The organism is Ruegeria sp. N10, from assembly GCF_056531545.1.
In genome coordinates this window covers 401,417-418,818 of record NZ_JBQFLY010000001.1, presented here as the reverse complement: position 1 = coordinate 418,818, position 17,402 = coordinate 401,417, and the positions used below count along the sequence as shown (strand labels likewise).

Annotated in this window: 15 protein-coding genes; 9 read left to right on the top strand and 6 right to left on the bottom strand. The window is 57.4% G+C overall.

Going from position 1 to position 17,402, the window contains the following annotated elements; all coding sequences use genetic code 11:
* The first annotated feature begins 15 nt into the window (after positions 1-15).
* Positions 16-696 (top strand): DUF502 domain-containing protein, encoded by a 681-nt coding sequence (locus tag ACR0JI_RS02110; protein WP_480493073.1) that lies wholly within the window; start codon positions 16-18, stop codon positions 694-696.
* On the opposite strand, the gene ACR0JI_RS02105 is transcribed toward ACR0JI_RS02110, so the two are convergent.
* From ACR0JI_RS02105 to ACR0JI_RS02095, 3 genes are all read right to left on the bottom strand, one after another.
* Positions 697-1,722, bottom strand: a complete 1,026-nt coding sequence (locus ACR0JI_RS02105; RefSeq protein WP_480493072.1) for a patatin-like phospholipase family protein — start codon at positions 1,720-1,722, stop codon at positions 697-699.
* A 64-nt stretch (positions 1,723-1,786) separates the two neighbouring features.
* Positions 1,787-2,560, bottom strand: coding sequence for a 3-hydroxybutyrate dehydrogenase (locus ACR0JI_RS02100; protein WP_480493071.1), 774 nt, complete (start codon positions 2,558-2,560; stop codon positions 1,787-1,789).
* 137 nt (positions 2,561-2,697) lie between these two features.
* On the bottom strand, positions 2,698-2,922 hold the full coding sequence (locus tag ACR0JI_RS02095) for a hypothetical protein (protein WP_480493162.1): 225 nt from the start codon (positions 2,920-2,922) through the stop codon (positions 2,698-2,700).
* Between ACR0JI_RS02095 and ACR0JI_RS02090 the strand changes: the two genes are divergently transcribed.
* Together ACR0JI_RS02090 and ACR0JI_RS02085 are read left to right on the top strand one after the other, a co-directional pair.
* Positions 2,861-4,678: an extracellular solute-binding protein gene (locus tag ACR0JI_RS02090; protein ID WP_480493070.1), complete on the top strand. Its 1,818-nt coding sequence runs from the start codon at positions 2,861-2,863 to the stop codon at positions 4,676-4,678. The genes ACR0JI_RS02095 and ACR0JI_RS02090 overlap by 62 nt on opposite strands.
* Positions 4,679-5,232: 554 nt before the next feature.
* The gene (locus ACR0JI_RS02085) at positions 5,233-5,472 is read left to right on the top strand and encodes a hypothetical protein (RefSeq protein ID WP_480473034.1); all 240 of its coding nucleotides are present in this window, start codon (positions 5,233-5,235) and stop codon (positions 5,470-5,472) included.
* Here ACR0JI_RS02085 and ACR0JI_RS02080 read toward each other — a convergent pair.
* The gene (locus ACR0JI_RS02080; protein WP_209503779.1) at positions 5,461-6,084 is read right to left on the bottom strand and encodes a helix-turn-helix domain-containing protein; all 624 of its coding nucleotides are present in this window, start codon (positions 6,082-6,084) and stop codon (positions 5,461-5,463) included. The genes ACR0JI_RS02085 and ACR0JI_RS02080 overlap by 12 nt on opposite strands.
* A 65-nt stretch (positions 6,085-6,149) precedes the next feature.
* Between ACR0JI_RS02080 and ACR0JI_RS02075 the strand changes: the two genes are divergently transcribed.
* From ACR0JI_RS02075 to ACR0JI_RS02060, 4 genes are all read left to right on the top strand, one after another.
* Positions 6,150-7,667, top strand: a complete 1,518-nt coding sequence (locus ACR0JI_RS02075; protein WP_480493160.1) for a class I adenylate-forming enzyme family protein — start codon at positions 6,150-6,152, stop codon at positions 7,665-7,667.
* Positions 7,664-8,323 (top strand): DsbA family oxidoreductase, encoded by a 660-nt coding sequence (locus tag ACR0JI_RS02070; protein WP_480493069.1) that lies wholly within the window; start codon positions 7,664-7,666, stop codon positions 8,321-8,323. The genes ACR0JI_RS02075 and ACR0JI_RS02070 overlap by 4 nt, the downstream gene beginning before the upstream one ends.
* Positions 8,324-8,399: 76 nt before the next feature.
* Positions 8,400-9,608, top strand: a complete 1,209-nt coding sequence (locus ACR0JI_RS02065) for a multidrug effflux MFS transporter (RefSeq protein ID WP_480493068.1) — start codon at positions 8,400-8,402, stop codon at positions 9,606-9,608.
* Positions 9,609-9,666: 58 nt separating this feature from the next.
* Entirely contained in the window at positions 9,667-11,325 is a 1,659-nt protein-coding gene (locus tag ACR0JI_RS02060) for a hypothetical protein (RefSeq protein WP_480493067.1), read from the top strand.
* 138 nt (positions 11,326-11,463) lie between these two features.
* Here the strand turns inward: ACR0JI_RS02060 and mfd are convergent, their stop codons facing one another.
* Entirely contained in the window at positions 11,464-14,928 is a 3,465-nt protein-coding gene (mfd, locus tag ACR0JI_RS02055; RefSeq protein ID WP_480493066.1) for a transcription-repair coupling factor, read from the bottom strand.
* Positions 14,929-14,949: 21 nt separating this feature from the next.
* The gene (locus ACR0JI_RS02050) at positions 14,950-15,474 is read right to left on the bottom strand and encodes a component of SufBCD complex (protein WP_480493065.1); all 525 of its coding nucleotides are present in this window, start codon (positions 15,472-15,474) and stop codon (positions 14,950-14,952) included.
* 119 nt (positions 15,475-15,593) lie between these two features.
* On the opposite strand from ACR0JI_RS02050, the gene hemB reads away from it, so the two are divergent.
* Positions 15,594-16,592 (top strand): porphobilinogen synthase, encoded by a 999-nt coding sequence (gene hemB, locus ACR0JI_RS02045; RefSeq protein ID WP_480473048.1) that lies wholly within the window; start codon positions 15,594-15,596, stop codon positions 16,590-16,592.
* A 143-nt stretch (positions 16,593-16,735) separates the two neighbouring features.
* Positions 16,736-17,308, top strand: coding sequence for a lipid-binding SYLF domain-containing protein (locus ACR0JI_RS02040; protein ID WP_480473050.1), 573 nt, complete (start codon positions 16,736-16,738; stop codon positions 17,306-17,308).
* The last annotated feature ends 94 nt before the right edge of the window (positions 17,309-17,402 follow it).

Sequence of the window (17,402 nt, the reverse complement as noted above, 5' to 3'; positions counted from 1 at the left end):
CCACTCGGAACCAAGATGAATACACCGTTCGACGAAGAACCGCATCATCGCCGCCCTGGCATGCTGGCACGGCTGCGCGCATCTTTCCTGACCGGCCTCGTTGTCATTGCACCGGTCTGGCTGACGGTTTGGCTGATTTGGTCGGTAGTCGGCTGGATCGACAGTGCCGTTTTGCCACTGGTGCCTCATCAGTTCCAACCGGAACAATACGTTGGTATCAACCTGCGCGGTGTGGGCGTCGTGATCTTCCTGATCTTTACCGTGATTGTAGGGTGGATCGCCAAAGGCATTCTGGGCCGGTCCCTGATCCTGTTCGCCGAAAGCGTGGTAGATCGGATGCCGGTCGTCCGCTCGATCTATTCGGGGATCAAACAGATCTCGGAAACAGTATTTGCCCAAACCGAACGCTCCTTTGAAAAGGCATGCCTGATCCAGTACCCCCGCCGCGGGATCTGGGCCATTGGGTTCGTCTCGACAACCGCCAGGGGCGAAATCAGCATACGCGCAGAGACCGGAGGAGAGCTGCTCAGCGTCTTTGTTCCGACCACCCCCAACCCGACTTCGGGCTTTTTGCTGTTTTTCCCGGCGGAAGATGTAATTTTGCTGGACATGACAATTGAGGATGCCGCGAAACTGGTGATCTCGGCCGGGCTCGTTTATCCTAACGAAAAAGACCCTACGCAACCACCCGAGTGATTAACCGAACATGGTCGGCAGATCGACTGTACTGGTCTGGCCCAGATCACTCTTGTGCTTGGCCAGAAAACGATCCGCTGCCGCCCGCCCCGCCTGTTTCAGCTTGTGCAAAATAACCGGGTTGGGCACGGTTTTGGTGGCAACAGACAGGCTGCTCATCAACTCGTTATCCGCAATCATATGCACCAGAACGCGGCTCATGTCCCCGGCCTTCAGCTTGCCCTCTTTCAGAAGCCGCTGAACAAAGCTGATTGCCCGCAATTCGCGAAACAGGGATGAGTTGAAGCTGATCTCGTTGATCCGGTTCTGGATCTGCTGCGGTGTGACCGGTACCGCGTCGCGCTCCAACGGGTTGATATTCACGATCACTACGTCATCCGGCAGGTCATTGTTGAACAGCGGATAGAGCGCCGGATTACCAGTATAACCGCCATCCCAGTAGGCTTCGACCCGGTTAGTATTTGGATCAAATATCTCGACTGCCTTGAACAGGGTCGGCAGGCAAGCTGAAGCCAGAATGGCATCTGTCGAGACCTCCTCGCCGGTAAACACGCGGATCTTGCCGCTTCTCACGCAGGTGGCGCACACAAACAGGCGGGGTCCCGCATCGGCGCAAACTTCCGCAAAATTGAACCTGTCCACCACCGGCTCCAGCGGATTGCTGTAGAATGGACCATAAGCATAAGGCGACACCATCCGCGACCAGGCATCACCGAAGGAAAACGGCACCGAATATTCCATCGCCTGCGCGATTGCGGCCGGTTCCAACCCGCGAAACCAATTGGCGATACGCATGTCACCAATCGCGCCCATACGCCTCCAAAGCCCATCCAGTTGCGCGCGCGCACCCTCACGTCCTGAATGAACCATCCCCGATTTGAACGCCGCACCGTTCAACGCACCGGCGGATGTTCCAGTGATCGCAGCAACCTCGATGTCTTCCTCATCCAGCAGCCGGTCAAGCACACCCCAGGTGAATGCCCCATGCGCACCGCCGCCCTGCAAAGCCAGATTGATCCGTATCACCGCCCTCACCCTTCATCTTTTCAGAAATACTCCGGGGGTTTGGGGGCAGCGCCCCCAAGGCCAATCACAAGGCGGTCCAGCCGCCATCGACAGAAATCGTGGTTCCCGTGATCTGCGCCGCCGCGTCCGAGCACAGGAAAATGGTTGTCCCACCCAATTGCTCAACGGTGGCGAATTCCTTGGAAGGTTGCCGTTCAAGAAGCACGTTTTTCACGACCTCCTCGCGGCTCATATTGTATTCTTTCATCGTGTTCGGGATCTGGGCCTCGACCAGAGGCGTCAGCACATAGCCCGGGCAAATGGCGTTGCAGGTGATCGGTTCTTGCGCCGTTTCCAAGGCAACGGTCTTGGTCATCCCCACCACCCCGTGCTTGGCGGCAACATAGGCTGCCTTGAACGGCGACGCCGTCAAACCATGCGCCGAGGCGATATTCACGATACGACCCCATCCCGCTTTGCGCATTATCGGCAGTGCGGCCGCGGTCGTGTGAAAGACCGAGTTCATGTTGATCGCAATAATCGCATCCCATTTTTCCGCCGGAAACTGATCGATCGGGGACACAAACTGAATGCCCGCGTTGTTCACAAGTATGTCGCAAGATCCGGCCTGCTCGATCAGCGCCCGGCATTCTTCGCCTTTTGACATGTCCGCCTTGATGTAACGCGCTTTGGTTCCGGTCTCTTTGGCAATCTCAGCAGCCAACGCGTGATCTTCGTCTCGGTCCGTAAAGGAATTCAGGACAACATCTGCTCCGGCCTTCGCCAGCTCGCGCGCGACCCCCAGACCGATGCCAGAATTAGATCCCGTGATGATTGCTGTTTTGCCGGAAAGGCTCATGACCGTTCTCCCTGATGCGATGATTTGGTGCACAATGCCATGCTGCACCTGCAAAGAAAACGGGGAAACACACCAGTCTGAAATCCCAGCCTGACACTTCTCAAGCAGCCAAAAAAAACGCCCGCACGAAGCGGGCGTTAAGTTATTGAGGCAGGTTTCATACAGGCAAGAAACCTATCGAGCAGTGCATCCTTTATAAGCAATTCCACGCCTTCGTCCAAGCTAAAAGTTTGATAATATGAAAAATCATCACTACGGTGAATCCCAACAAAATAAGGCCAGAGCAGGATTGTTTCCAAAATGAGCCCGGATTTTCTCCGACCGTTTCGACCACTTGCGGCGGGAATCGCCAGCATTTTCATGATCTCTTCCGCCCATGCAGAATCGTCTCATGGCATAGCTATGTATGGAGACCCGGCCCTACCACCGGATTTTGTGTCACTACCCTATGCCAACCCCGATGCGCCCAAAGGCGGCAAAGTCGTTTTCGGAAATACTGGCGGCTATAACAGCCTGAACCCGTTTTTGCAAAAAGGCACCTCGCCCTGGCAATTGCCATTTTGGACCCATGAAAGCCTGATGGGGCGATCCTGGGACGAACCTTTCACACTTTACGGGCTGTTAGCCGAATCAGTTGAGACGGCTCCCGACCGGTCATGGGTTGAATTTACCCTGCGGGAAGAGGCCCGGTTTTCCGACGGCAGCCCGGTCACGATTGACGACGTGATCTGGTCATACGAGACGCTCGGCACTCAGGGGCATCTGCGCTATCGCGGTTTTTGGGACAAAATCGACAGGATCGAACAGACCGGCCCGCGTTCGGTTCGGATTACTTTCAACGTGCCGGATCGCGAACTTGCCCTGCTCGCAGGGATGCGTCCGGTCCTCCAAAAGGCACAGTGGAAGGACAAGAAATTTGCCGACGCCGCCTTGCACGATGTCCCAATCGGCACCGGCCCCTATGTGATCGATAGCTACGAGGCCGGGCGCTATGTGAACCTACGTCGCAACCCGGAATATTGGGGGCAGGATATCCCGTTCCGCCGCGGCACCATGAATCTGGATGAAATGCGGATCGAGTTCTACGGCGACGGCAGCGTCCTGTTCGAGGCCTTCAAAGCCGGCGAGCTATCAGCGGTGCGTGAGTTCAACGGCGACAAATGGGACACGCAATACAGCTTCCCCGCCGTTCAGCGCGGCGATGTCATCAAGACCGAGATCCCGCATGGCAAACCGTCAGGCATGACCGGGTTTGTGATGAACACCCGCAAAGCCCCGTTCGACGACTGGCGCGTTCGCGAGGCCCTGACGCTGGCCTTCAACTTCGAGTTCATCAACGACACGATCACTGGTGGGGCGCAGCCAAGGATCACGTCCTACTTTTCAGGCTCGGACCTGGCCATGCAGCCCGGGCCGGCCCAAGGGCAGGTAAAAGCCCTGCTGGAACCCTTTGCCTCGGATCTGATCCCCGGCACGATGGAAGGGTATGAACTGCCGAAGGGCGACGGTTCAGCCCGCAACCGCGCAAATATTCGCAAAGCCACCAAACTGTTGACCGAAGCGGGTTGGACCGTTCAGGACGGGGTCTTGCGCAACACGAATGGTGACCCGTTCAAAATGACGGTCTTGCTGCAGCAGGGTGACAGCGAGATGTCGTCGGTGGTCGAGATTTATTCCCGCGCTCTGGAACGGCTTGGCATTCAGGTTACGACGGAACAGGTCGACAACGCGCAGTATGTCGGGCGCACCGGGGAACTGGATTTTGATGTTACGCTTTTCCGGCGTGCTCTTTCACTGTCTCCCGGCAATGAACAGCGTTTGTATTGGGGAAGCGAGAACGCGGACACACCCGGCACACGCAACCTGATGGGAGTAGCCTCGCCCGCTGTTGATGCGATGATTGACGCCATGCTTGCCTCGGAAACACCTGAAGATTTCACCGCGGCAACCCGCGCGCTTGACCGGGTTCTGACGGCCGGTCGCTATGTCATCCCGATCTGGAGTTTTGATGTCGGGCGGATTGCCCACATACGCGAGCTCAGGTTCCCCGACACTGTGCCAATCTATGGCGATGGACCGCAATACATGCCGGAAGTGTGGTGGTACGACGCCCGGTAGTCACATGAACATCAGGGCAGCCGGGTTTTGTAAAACACCGGCTGTTCACCGCGGTGTGTTGGCGGACGCCTTGAAATACACGATTCCTTTGCTCTTCCTGCCCGATTGGCCCATGAAAACCACGCCTGTCGGCGGAAATCAGCACATTGCCATCACATTCAGGTATACGTTTGGCGACGACAAATCGCAGCACCACATGCAGGCCATATCGGACGCCGGATGATCCCATGAGACGGGCCTTCGGCCTGCTTTGGCCAACACTAAAAGCTACATTGAATCGAAATATTTAGACGTAGCCCAAAGATCGAGATCGCCTTTACAATCTGCTCGCCGGGATTTTCCGGTGCCGCAACAAACAGGTCTCCTGATCCGCAAGTACTTTGAATAATTTCAAGCCCGCCGCCCTGTTGCGGCAGCTATTGCAGAGGCACAATCTTGTAAAAGGAATGCAGTGACATGCTGCGACATTTTGTCATGTCTTCCCTTACGGCACCCATTACGTACCCTAAGGAGGGGGAGAGCAGTCCTAATCGCTACATAAGGAAAGCTCATACATGATGAACTGGACGGATTTGACACAAGACTGGAATGCGGCCTACGCACGTGCAAAGCGGCGTTTTCCGAATTTGCGTGACCAGGACATGATGCGCGTATCACAAGATCGTAAAGGGTTCGAAGCCTATCTGGCCGAGCGTCACCAGTTAACCATGAACGAAGCTCATGAAGAGGTCGAAGATTTCTTGTTCACCGAAGGTCTGAACAGAGAATTCTGCCGCGCGTCGCTAAGCAAGTGATGTGACCCAAAGGATTGTCGCGTCTTCGTCACTGACGGAGATTACGTTATGGCCCATGCTGCCATCGTAATAGGCGCTGTCACCCCTGCGCATTTCGACCGGCTCATAAAACTCGGTATAGAGCCGGACAACACCGGTCAGAACATACATGAACTCTTCGCCATCGTGGCGCACCCAGCCGTCGAATTCATCCATGGACCGCGCCCGAACCCGCGCGCGGTAGGGCAGCATGTGCTTCTTGGTCAGGGTTTCGGCCAGCAACTCATGCTCGTAGGTCGTTGTCGCGTGAGCCGCCCCTTCGCCCATCCGGGTAATCGCCATCCGTCCGATGACCTGATCCCGCTGTGGCGGTGTGAAAAGCTGAGGAACCGAGATTTCCAACCCAACCGCAAGCTTTTTGAGCGCGTCATAGGTAGGTGACATCTGCCCGTTCTCAATCTTGCTGAGGGTCGAACGGGCCAAACCGGCCTGACTGGCGGCCTGCTCCAGCGTCCATTTCCGCGCTTTTCGCAATTCGCGCACGCGCGCGCCAAGGTCCAGCGGTTCAACTTCGGTGTGATCGCCGGAATCGCGGGCAATTCGGATCAGGGATTTGGGATCTTGGGTGCTCATGCCATTCTCTATAGGCTTGGCCAGCCGCGCTTGCAACGCGCCAGACACCGCGTTAGCCAATGGCCATGTTATCTGTCTTCGATCAGGGGGCGCCCGCGCCCTGCCCTGCACCCTTCAATCTGGCAGCGCACGTCCTTGGCCGCGCGGATCAGGTCCCTGACAAAGTGGCTTTGACGGTATTAATGCCCCACGGCACGCAGGACTGGACTTATCGCGACCTGCAATCCGCCGTACTGGGCACTGGCGCAGGATTGCTGCAAGCAGGTCTGACACCCGGCGATACCGTTCTGATGCGGCTCGGCAATACGGTGGATTTCCCGATTGCCTATCTGGGCGCGATTTCAGTGGGTATCATTCCGGTGCCCACATCGTCGCAACTGACGGAACCCGAAACCGCCAGAATGATCGACGATCTGTCCCCAGCCGCGGTTCTTCGTGATCCCGCTGTCTCATGCGTGCCTCATCCCAGACAGATCGAGTTGGATGAACTGAAGGCTATGCACCATTTGCCCCCTGCCAGCTTTGAATTGGGCGACCCCGAGCGTATGGCATATGTCGTCTACACCTCGGGAACGTCGGGCAGTCCGCGTGCCGTGGCCCACGCGCATCGGGCAATCTGGGCGCGGCAGATGATGGTCGATGGCTGGTATGGTCTGCGCGCGTCCGATCGGCTGTGTCACGCCGGAGCGTTCAACTGGACCTATACACTTGGCACCGGACTGATGGACCCGTGGACCATCGGCGCAACCGCCTTGATCCCGGAACCGGGCACGGACATCACCGCCCTGCCTGCTCTGCTCCACCAGCATCGTGCAACCATCTTTGCGGCGGCACCAGGGGTCTTTCGCAAATTGGTGCAAGAGTATGAGCAAATCAGCTTACCTGACCTGCGCCACGGTTTATGCGCTGGGGAAAAGCTTTCGCGCGCTCTGCACGAGAAATGGCTAAGCGCCACCGGTACGGAACTGTTCGAAGCCTACGGCATGTCCGAATGCTCGACTTTCATATCCTCAAGCCCGGCCCACCCCGCGCGCGGCGACGCATTGGGGTACCCGCAACCGGGTCGTCGCGTGGCCATTCTGGGCCCGAACGGCCCGGTGCCGCAGGGGCAAGAAGGTACCATCGCCATTCATTGGTCTGATCCCGGATTGATGCTGACCTACCTCAACGCACCCGATGAAGTTGAATCCCGGATGCAGGGCGAATGGTTCCTGACCGGAGATCAGGGGGCAATGGCAGTGGACGGCCAGGTCAGTTATCTGGGCAGGGACGACGACATGATGAATGCCGGTGGCTACCGCGTGTCCCCGGTCGAGGTCGAAGCCGCCCTGTCCCGTTTTCCCGGTATCACGCAGGTCGGTGCAGCTACGGTCGAGGTCAAACCGGACACATTTGTGATAGCAGCCTTCTATACCGGCCCGGAAAAGCTGGACGATGCGGCCCTGCGCGCCTATGTCGAGGCAAACCTGGCACGTTATAAACAACCACGCGCCTTCATCCACCTGTCTGCGCTACCAACCGGCGGCAATGGCAAACTCCTGCGCCGGGCGTTGCCGGCCTATTTCGAGGCACCAGCCACATGACCCAGACCGTCAAGCTCGACATCCTGTCCGATCCGATCTGTCCGTGGTGCTATATCGGCAAAACGCATCTCGACAAAGCACTGGCCAATGTGCCGGACCACCCTTTTGTCATCGAATGGCACCCCTTTCAGCTGAACCCTGATATGCCGGAAAATGGAATGGACCGGCGCGAGTATCTGGAGCGTAAATTTGGCGGCAAAGATGGTGCCGTGCGTGCTTATGCGCCGGTGGTTGAACATGCTGAAAGCGCCGGTCTGAAGATTGACTTTGAAGGCATGAAACGCACACCTAATACACTGGATGCACATCGCCTGATCCATTGGGCGGGGATCGAAGGCAAACAGAATGCCGTTGTGGATGCGCTGTTCGATGCCTATTTTGTTCAGGCCCGAGACATCGGCGACCCCGAAGTCCTGTCCGACATCGCAGACAGTGCCGGAATGGACGCTGCGGTGGTCATGAAGCTGTTGAAATCCGACGCTGACCGCGAGGATATTCGCAACCGGGATACTCATTCTCGCGAAATGGGCGTTAGTTCGGTCCCGACCTATATTGTTGCCAATCAACATGCCGTTCCGGGTGCTCAACCACCTGAAATGTGGGAGAAAGTGATCGCCGAAATCATGTCTCAACTTGAGGCTTCCCCCACAGAATAGCGCAGAGGTCTGTGCGAATTTCCAGTCTGGTCTAACCTGACCTGCCATGATAGCGCGAACAGGTTAGGAGTGCTTCATGGCCAACCGCATGTCGAAGGCGGAATTCATTGCGCTGATCGCAATGATGTTCGCCACTATCGCGTTTTCGATCGATTCAATGCTGCCTGCCCTGCCCGAAATCGGCGCGCAGCTCAGCCCCGATGATGTCAATCGCGCCCAACTGATTCTGACGTCCTTCGTTCTGGGAATGGGTATCGGTACATTCTTTACCGGCCCGCTATCGGATGCGCTGGGACGCAAGCCGGTGATCTTTTGCGGCGCGCTATTGTACATTGCGGCTTCGGCTGTTGCCTGGGCCAGTTCTTCGCTGGAACTGGTGCTGATTGCGCGCGTTGTACAGGGGCTGGGCGCTGCTGGACCACGTGTGGTGGCAATGGCCATCATCCGTGACCTGTATTCAGGCCGGGAAATGGCGCGCATCATCTCAATCGCTATGATGATCTTCACTTTGGTACCAGCAGCGGCCCCGATGCTGGGCGCTGGTGTTATCGCCCTCTTCGGCTGGCGCGGGATATTCATGTCCTTTATCCTGTTCGCGCTGGTCGTCCTTTTTTGGGTGAGTACACGACTGCCCGAGTCCCTTGCCGTCGAGAACCGCCGCCCCTTTCGCCTGCCCCTGATGATTGCGGCCGTGAACGAAATGTTTGCCCATCCCACCGTGCGCTTGTCTATCTTCGTGCAGACCTTGTGCATGGGGACCTTGTTCACCATGCTGACTATGGTGCAACCGGTCTATGATGTGATCCATGATCGGGCCGACAGCTTTCCCTTCTGGTTCGGATTTGTCGCCCTGATGTCAGGTTCGGCCAGCCTTTTGAACGCAGCTTTGGTGGTGCGCGTCGGGATGCGCCGGATGGTGACTTTTGCTTTCGGCGTGCAGATAGCCATCACGTCTGTCGTCATCATCCTGAATGTGGCTAACCTTTCGCCCGCGATGTCATTTGCCTTGTTTGTATTTTGGCAAACAACAGTCTTTTTCATGGCCGGTGTAACCATCGGCAACCTGAACGCCATTGCCATGGAACCCATGGGTCACATTGCGGGCATGGCCGCGTCGGTTGTCGGGTCGATCTCAACCGTACTGGCCGCGGCAATCGCCGCGCCAGTCGGGTTGCTGTTCAACGGATCCATCGCGCCGTTGACGATTGGTATTCTGTGTATGTGCATTCTGGCATTCAGCCTGATGATCCACATGGGTCGCATCGAAGAACGGCTGCCAGCCTGACCTGTGAATCTCGGGTGAAACACGCTATCCTACCCCGAACTTAGGGGGAGGAACTGTGATGAACGATTACTACGATCTGGGCAGCTATTCCTGCCCGGTTTCCACTTCCAGCCCCGAAGCTCAGCTGTGGTTCGACCGCGGGCTGAACTGGACATACGGCTACAATCACGAAGAGGCGGTAGCCTGTTTTCAACGCGCGGCCGAGCATGATCCGAATTGCGCAATGGCCCATTGGGGTGTCGCCTATGCAGCCGGTCCCAATTACAACCTCCCGTGGGACCTGCTGGATGAGAAGGGTCAGGAAGAAGCGCTGGCACAGGCTTACGACGCGATGCAAAAAGCCCTTGGTCTGCTCGCAGGGTGCACTGCCGTCGAACAGGCCCTGATTCAGGCCCTGCCTGCGCGTTACCCGCAACGTGATCCGGTTCAGGACATGCACCAATGGGACCACGGTTTTGCCGAAGCGATGCGCGCGGCATTTGCGGCGCACCCGGACCACCTCGACTTGCGTACCATCTATGTCGAAGCGCTGCTGAACCTGACGCCATGGAAGATGTGGGATCTGAAAACGGGCCAACCCGCCCAGGGCGCGGCAACGAAGGAAGCGCAAGATGCGCTTGAATGGGCCATGGCGAACGATCCGGCTGCGATGTCACACCCGGGCCTGCTGCACCTCTATGTTCATCTGATGGAGATGTCTACAACACCAGAAAAAGCCCTGAAAGCAGGGGATGTCCTGCGCACACTGGTTCCAGATGCCGGCCACTTAGTACATATGCCGACACATATCGATGTGCTCTGCGGACATTACCACAACGTTGTGCACTGGAACGAAAAAGCCTCGGAAGCCGACCTGAAATATTACGAACGCGAAGGCGCGTTCAACATTTACACAGGCTATCGCCAGCACAATTATCATTTTGCCATCTACGGTGCGCTTTTTCTTGGACAGATGGAACCGGCCCTACGTGCCAATCAGGGATTGTGGGATACAACACCCGAAGAATTGCTGCGCATCGAAAGCCCCCCGATGGCCGATTACTTCGAAAGCTACATGTCCATGGGCCCTCACATCCTGATCCGGTTTGGCCGCTGGGACGAGGCTAAGGCACTGGAACTGCCCTCAGACCCAGACCTGTTCCGCACCCTGACGGCCACGACACACTACGCGCGCGCCATCGCTCATGCAGCAACCGGTGAAATCGCCAATGCCGAGGCCGAAGAAAATCTGTTTCTTGCCGCCAAAGAATGCGTTCCGGAAACACGTAGGCTGCACAACAACCGTGTGATTGACCTGCTGGAAATTGCGCGGGAAATGCTGCGCGGTGAGATCGAGTACCGCAAGGGCAACTTTGAAATCGCGTTTGCCCATCTGCGCCGCTCGGTCGAGCTGGACGATACTTTGCCCTATGACGAACCCTGGGGATGGATGCAGCCCACCCGCCACGCGCTTGGGGCGCTTCTTTACGAACAAGGACGGCTGGCCGAAGCTGAAGACGCCTATCGTGAAGATCTGGGCTTGGGCGGTACGTTAAGTCGCGCCTCGATACATCCTGACAACGTCTGGAGTTTGAAGGGCCTTTACGATTGCCTCAAGGCACGCAGCGAACAGGTCGAAGTCCTGCAGATCAAACAACGGCTTGACCTGGCATTGGCCCGTGCCGACCGCATGGTGGCTGCGTCCTGCTTCTGCGCGCAGGCGGCAATGCGTAGCTAAAGTGTCCTGATCGTGCTGACGCACGATGCCTCCGGCGGGGATATTTTTAGCCAGATGAAGCAGGGATCCGCTTCTTCATCTGGCCATATATATCCCGGGGGAGATGCGCGGAACGCGCAGCGGGGGCAGAGCCCCCTCTCACATCTCAACCTGCTTTGACCTTTTTTGCGCCGCGACCACTTTTTCAGCGAGATCCCGGGCAATTGCAAAAGCCCCTTTGATCTTGTCACTGTCTTTTTTCCAGTCCCGGCGCACGACGATCTTGTTGTCTTTGACCTTGGCCATACCACGTTGATTTTGAATGAACTCAACCAGTCCCTGCGGCGAGGCGAATTTGTCATTGTGGAACTGGATGGTCGCACCTTTCGGCCCACCGTCGAGCTTTGCGATCCCGGCGCGTTTACACATGGCCTTGATCCGCACAACCAGCATCAAGGTATTCACCTCTTTCGGCAATTTGCCAAAACGGTCGATCAATTCCGCAGCAAAGCCCTCCAGTTCGACCTTTGTCGACAGTGACGACAGGCGGCGATAGAGCCCCAAGCGCACATCCAGATCTGGTACATAGTTCTCAGGGATCAGAACCGGCACACCCAGATTGATCTGCGGAGCCCATTGATCGTCCGCATCCGACAACCCCTCCATCTCGCCGGCTTTGATCTTGGCAATCGCCTCTTCCAGCATGGATTGGTAAAGCTCATAGCCCACATCGCGCATCTGGCCGGATTGTTCTTCACCCAACAGGTTGCCCGCACCACGAATGTCAAGATCCTGCGAGGCCAGAGTGAACCCGGCCCCCAACGTGTCCAGCGAGCCCAGAACACGCAGGCGTTTTTCGGCGGCAGCGGTCAGTTTTTGGCGCGGTTTGGTGGTCAGGTAAGCATAGGCACGGGTTTTCGAGCGCCCAACGCGACCCCGGATCTGATAGAGCTGGGCAAGGCCAAACATGTCCGCACGGTGCACGACCATCGTGTTTGCGGTCGGGATGTCCAGCCCGCTTTCGACAATGGTTGTGGCCAGCAGCACGTCGAATTTCCCGTCATAAAACGCGTTCATCCGATCATCGAGCTCACCCGCTGCCATCTGGCCATGGGCAACCACGTAAGTGAGCTCAGGCAGTTGATTTTTCAGAAATTCTTCGATCTCAGGCAGGTCCGAGATGCGCGGTACAACATAGAAACTCTGCCCCCCACGATAGTGTTCACGCAGCAGCGCTTCTCGGATTGTAACGGCATCGAACTCGCTGACATAGGTACGGATCGCCAGTCGGTCGATTGGAGGCGTGCCGATAATCGACAAATCGCGCACGCCGGTCAACGACAGTTGCAGCGTTCGCGGGATCGGTGTCGCGGTCAGGGTCAGCACGTGAATGTCTGAGCGCAGCTGTTTCAGCCGTTCCTTATGACCCACGCCAAAATGCTGTTCCTCGTCGATGATCAGAAGCCCCAAATTGTTGAACCGTATGTTCTTGGCCAAAAGCGCGTGCGTTCCGATCACGATGTCCACTGTCCCGCGGGCCAGACCGTCACGGGTTTGCTGGGCTTCTTTCGCCGAAACAAAGCGTGACAATTGCCGGACCTCCAGCGGGAACCCCCGAAAGCGTTCCCTGAAACTCGCGGCATGCTGGCGGGCCAGCAGGGTCGTGGGTGCCACAACCGCAACCTGAACGCCCGACATGGCGGCGACAAATGCGGCACGCATGGCAACCTCGGTCTTTCCAAATCCGACATCACCGCAGATCAGACGATCCATCGGCGCGCCGGAATGGATGTCCTCCATCACATCCGAGATCGCCCGCAACTGGTCTTCGGTTTCCTGATATGGGAATCGCGCGCTGAATTCCTCCCACGCGTGGGGCGGTGGATCCATGACCGGGGCTTTACGTAATGCACGTTCAGCGGCGATGCGGATCAGCTTATCCGCCATCTCGCGGATGCGCTCTTTCAGCTTGGCCTTCTTTGCCTGCCATGCACCGCCACCCAGACGGTCCAGCAGACCTTCGTCGTGGCCGTATTTCGACAGCAATTCTATGTTTTCGACCGGCAGGTACAGCTTTGCCTGCTCGGCATATTCCAGTAACAGGCATTCATGGGCGGCACCGGCTGCGGTGACGACCTCCATTCCCATGTAACGACCTATACCGTGATCCACGTGAACAACCAGATCACCGGGGCTGAGCGATTGGGTTTCGGTCAGAAAGTTCTCGGACTTGCGGCGCTTTTTGGGCTGACGGATCAGCCGGTCGCCCAGCACATCCTGTTCAGCAATCACCGTTAGATCAGGAGTTTCGAACCCGTGCTCCAACGCCCAGACGGCAAGGTGCAAGCCGCGTTTTCCAATGCGGGTGCCGTTGGCCACATGTATCGCCTCGGCCAGCCCTTCGTCTTCGATCAAGCCGGTCAGGCGTTCCCGCGCGCCATCGGAATATGAGGCGATCAGTACCGGTCCTTTGTCGAGCTTTGCAGTGATGTGACTGGCCAAAGCGCCGAACAGGCTGATGCTTTCCTGCTGGCGTTCCGGCGCAAAGTTGCGCCCGATGCGTCCACCCGCGTCGATGACACCGGGGCCAGAGGCTTGCGGCAGCGGGCTGAACTGCAAAACCCGACGATCCGCGACAGCCGCCTCCCAGGCGGTATCGTCAAGATACAACAACTCCGGAGGTGTGGGTTTATAGACCGTGTCCATGCGGGATCGGTTTTCCAGCGCCAGTCGCCGGGTTTCGTACTGATCGGCAATCGTATCCCAACGCGCCAGACGCGCGGGCGTCACCTGATCATCGACAGTGATCACCGCATCCGGCAAGTAGTCGAACAGTGTCTCAAGTTTTTCGTGGAAGAACGGCAGCCAGTGTTCGATCCCCTGATGTTTGCGGCCTGCGCTTACGGCCTCATACAAAGGGTCATCCGTACCGGCGGCACCAAACTCGATGCGATAGTTCTGACGGAACCGGGTTATGGCGGCCTCGTCCAGGATGACTTCGGACACCGGTGCAAGTTCAACGATGTCCAGCTTTTCGGTTGTTCGCTGGGACGCTGGATCAAAGCGGCGCGCACCGTCCAGAACGTCACCGAACAGATCCAGTCGTACCGGGCCCGCCTCTCCCGGAGGGAAGATGTCGATGATGCCTCCACGGATGGCATAATCGCCGGGTTCCATTACCGTTGGACTTTGGGTGAACCCCATGCGCACCAGAAAGTTTCGCAGCGCGGTATCATCTATGCGATGGCCAACTCGGGCGGTAAACGCCGCCTCTCGCAAAACCTCCCGTGCCGGGACGCGTTGGGTCGCGGCGTTCAGCGTGGTCAGTAATACATACTGTTGGGGCATCTGGTGGACCAGCGCCGCCAGAGTTGCGACGCGCGCCGCCGAGATATCCGCATTAGGCGAGACCCGGTCATAAGGAAGGCAATCCCAACCCGGAAACACAAAGACAGGCATCTGAGGCGCAAAAAACGCCAGTGCAGCGCGCATCGCTTCCATCCGCTTGTCATCGCGTGCGACATGGGCCACCGGCCCCGTGCTGCGGGCGATCTCGTTCAGCACCAGCTGCGCGTCAAACCCTTCGGGGGCGCCGCCAACTGTCACGTGGTTCGGAGCCTTCATCGCCTCGCCTTTCAGAATCTTCTATCCCAGAACGCCAATCGAAAGGTTCTGATACATGCCCCAGAACGAAGTGACCAGTATCGAGATCATGCCGATGATCTGGGTATACAGACGGCAGCGGGAAATCGTTTTCGAGACAGTTTCGAGTGTCAATTCCTGCCGCCGGAGACGCCTTGCATGCACGATATTCATCAAAAGCACCAAGGTCAGTGGGAACAAAAGCAAAAACAGGGCCTGCGCGAATTCGACATCATAATAAAACCCAAGCGTGGCCATCCCGGTGAACAGAAAACACCCAAACGCCAAAAGGATGGTGCCAGACATGTCGACGATCAGCAGAATCCGATTTGTATGGATGCGAACGATGTCGAGCAGATCGGTTTCGACCTGACCTCCGATCCGGCGGGCACGAACAACCAGATCATATGGGATGCCCATCACCCAGTGGCTGGCCGACGACCAGAGTACCGCCAGTACGATCCAGAACCACAGATTCGAAAAGCTGCGCATGTCGATGAGTTCAAAGATCGAAGAGTACCAGTCCAAACCCAACCCTTTATTCGCACTACTCAGGGGGGTTCCATCTAGGCGCGCGTCCATTGATACCCTTGAGACCTTTGTGAATTCATGCCACCCAATGCACGAATGTTCAAGGAGAACGCGCCATGAAACCGACCATTGCCCCATTTCCCATGACCCGCTTTCGCCGAGCCCGTCAATCACAGGCAATTCGTGCGCTGGTGCGTGAGAACACTCTGACAACGGATGACCTGATCTGGCCGGTTTTCGTGCGCGATGGCGAAGGTATTGAAGAGCCCGTGCCCTCGATGCCTGGTGTGGTTCGCAGATCGGTTGACCTGATTGCCAAAGCGGCGGTCGAGGCCCAGGCCCTTGGGATTCCTGCAATTTGCATCTTTCCCTACACCGACCCTGCGCTGAAAACCGAAGACTGCGCCGAGGCATGGAACCCCGACAACCTGTCCAACCGGGCCATCCGGGCAATCAAGGCGGCGGCCCCAGACGTCGCCGTAATGACGGATGTGGCGCTTGACCCGTATAACATCAACGGCCACGACGGATATGTCGTTGACGGAGAAATCGTGAACGACCAGACCGTCGAGGCGCTGGTAAAGATGACGCTGGCACAGGCAGACGCCGGTGCGGATATCATCGGCCCGTCGGATATGATGGACGGCCGGATCGGGGAAATGCGTCGCGCGCTGGAACGTGCGGGCCATCACAACGTGATGATCCTCAGCTATGCCGCCAAATATGCCAGTGCGTTCTACGGACCCTTCCGCGACGCGGTCGGTGCATCGGGGGCCCTGACGGGCGACAAAAAGACCTACCAGATGGACCCCGCGAACTCGGACGAGGCCCTGCGCCTGATCGAACGCGATCTGACTGAAGGCGCCGATATGGTGATGATCAAGCCGGGCATGCCTTATCTGGATATCTGCCGCCGCGTGAAAGACAATTTCGGTGCGCCGACATATGCCTATCAGGTATCGGGCGAATACGCGATGATTCAGGCTGCAGCCCAGAACGGCTGGATCGATGGCGAGAAGGTGATGCTGGAAAGCCTTCTGGCCTTCAAACGCGCCGGATGCGATGGAATTCTGACCTATTTCTCTCCTCAGGTTGCGCGCATCCTGCAGGGATAAAGCCCGCAAGTTTCGCGATATTTCGCCGATAAGATTTCCCGATCGGGCAGCTTTCCCGTGACACATCGCCCTGATCGGCGTATCCTTGCCGCCAAGACCGGGATCACCCGGCATTTCAGGCACAGTTACAGAGATAAAAAACCATGAGCAGTTCCAATTCCCCCCGACTGAATCGTCGCGGCTTTGCCTTGGGCATGGCAGGTCTGAGCTTGACCGCCGCCTGTGGCAACGGCGTCGGCAATTCCAACGCAGCAACAATCGATGCCCGTGTCGACGCCACGCTGACCGAGATGTACAGCCGCTATCCCAACACGGTTGAAATTGCGAACAAGGCCAACGGCATGCTGGTCATGCCGCTGATTACCGAAGCCGGTTTCGTGTTCGGTGGCGGTTACGGCCGCGGCGCGCTGCGCATCAGCGGTGCAACAGTTGACTTCTACTCGGCGGTCAAGGGCACGGCCGGGCTACAGATCGGCGCGCAGCAATATGCGCATGTCCTGTTTTTCATGACCGAAGACGCCCTGAACGATTTCCGTCGTTCCAGTGGTTGGACAGCCGGAGCAGATATTGGCTATGTGGTCAGCGATCAGGGCGATTCCGTGTCGACAGACACAACGACATTGCGATCGCCCGTTCTGGCTGCCATCTTCGGACAGGCTGGGCTTCAGATCGGTGCGACCGTGGAAGGCACGAAATATACCCGAATTATCCCATAATTCGGGCTTCCCACTTCTTCTGACAAACCCCATCACAGCGGAATGCTGCGGTGGGGTGTTTGTTTTCATCCTTTCCGCGCAGGTTCTCGCCGCG

Bases quoted from the DNA above. Each gene is read 5' to 3' on its own strand.
- ACR0JI_RS02110 (WP_480493073.1), top strand. From the start codon at position 16: ATGAATACACCGTTCGACGAAGAACCGCATCATCGCCGCCCTGGCATG.
- ACR0JI_RS02100 (WP_480493071.1), bottom strand. From the start codon at position 2,560: ATGAGCCTTTCCGGCAAAACAGCAATCATCACGGGATCTAATTCTGGC.
- ACR0JI_RS02090 (WP_480493070.1), top strand. From the start codon at position 2,861: ATGAGCCCGGATTTTCTCCGACCGTTTCGACCACTTGCGGCGGGAATC.
- ACR0JI_RS02095 (WP_480493162.1), bottom strand. From the start codon at position 2,922: ATGAAAATGCTGGCGATTCCCGCCGCAAGTGGTCGAAACGGTCGGAGA.
- ACR0JI_RS02085 (WP_480473034.1), top strand. From the start codon at position 5,233: ATGATGAACTGGACGGATTTGACACAAGACTGGAATGCGGCCTACGCA.
- ACR0JI_RS02080 (WP_209503779.1), bottom strand. From the start codon at position 6,084: ATGAGCACCCAAGATCCCAAATCCCTGATCCGAATTGCCCGCGATTCC.
- ACR0JI_RS02075 (WP_480493160.1), top strand. From the start codon at position 6,150: ATGTTATCTGTCTTCGATCAGGGGGCGCCCGCGCCCTGCCCTGCACCC.
- ACR0JI_RS02070 (WP_480493069.1), top strand. From the start codon at position 7,664: ATGACCCAGACCGTCAAGCTCGACATCCTGTCCGATCCGATCTGTCCG.
- ACR0JI_RS02065 (WP_480493068.1), top strand. From the start codon at position 8,400: ATGGCCAACCGCATGTCGAAGGCGGAATTCATTGCGCTGATCGCAATG.
- ACR0JI_RS02060 (WP_480493067.1), top strand. From the start codon at position 9,667: ATGAACGATTACTACGATCTGGGCAGCTATTCCTGCCCGGTTTCCACT.
- mfd (WP_480493066.1), bottom strand. From the start codon at position 14,928: ATGAAGGCTCCGAACCACGTGACAGTTGGCGGCGCCCCCGAAGGGTTT.
- hemB (WP_480473048.1), top strand. From the start codon at position 15,594: ATGAAACCGACCATTGCCCCATTTCCCATGACCCGCTTTCGCCGAGCC.
- ACR0JI_RS02040 (WP_480473050.1), top strand. From the start codon at position 16,736: ATGAGCAGTTCCAATTCCCCCCGACTGAATCGTCGCGGCTTTGCCTTG.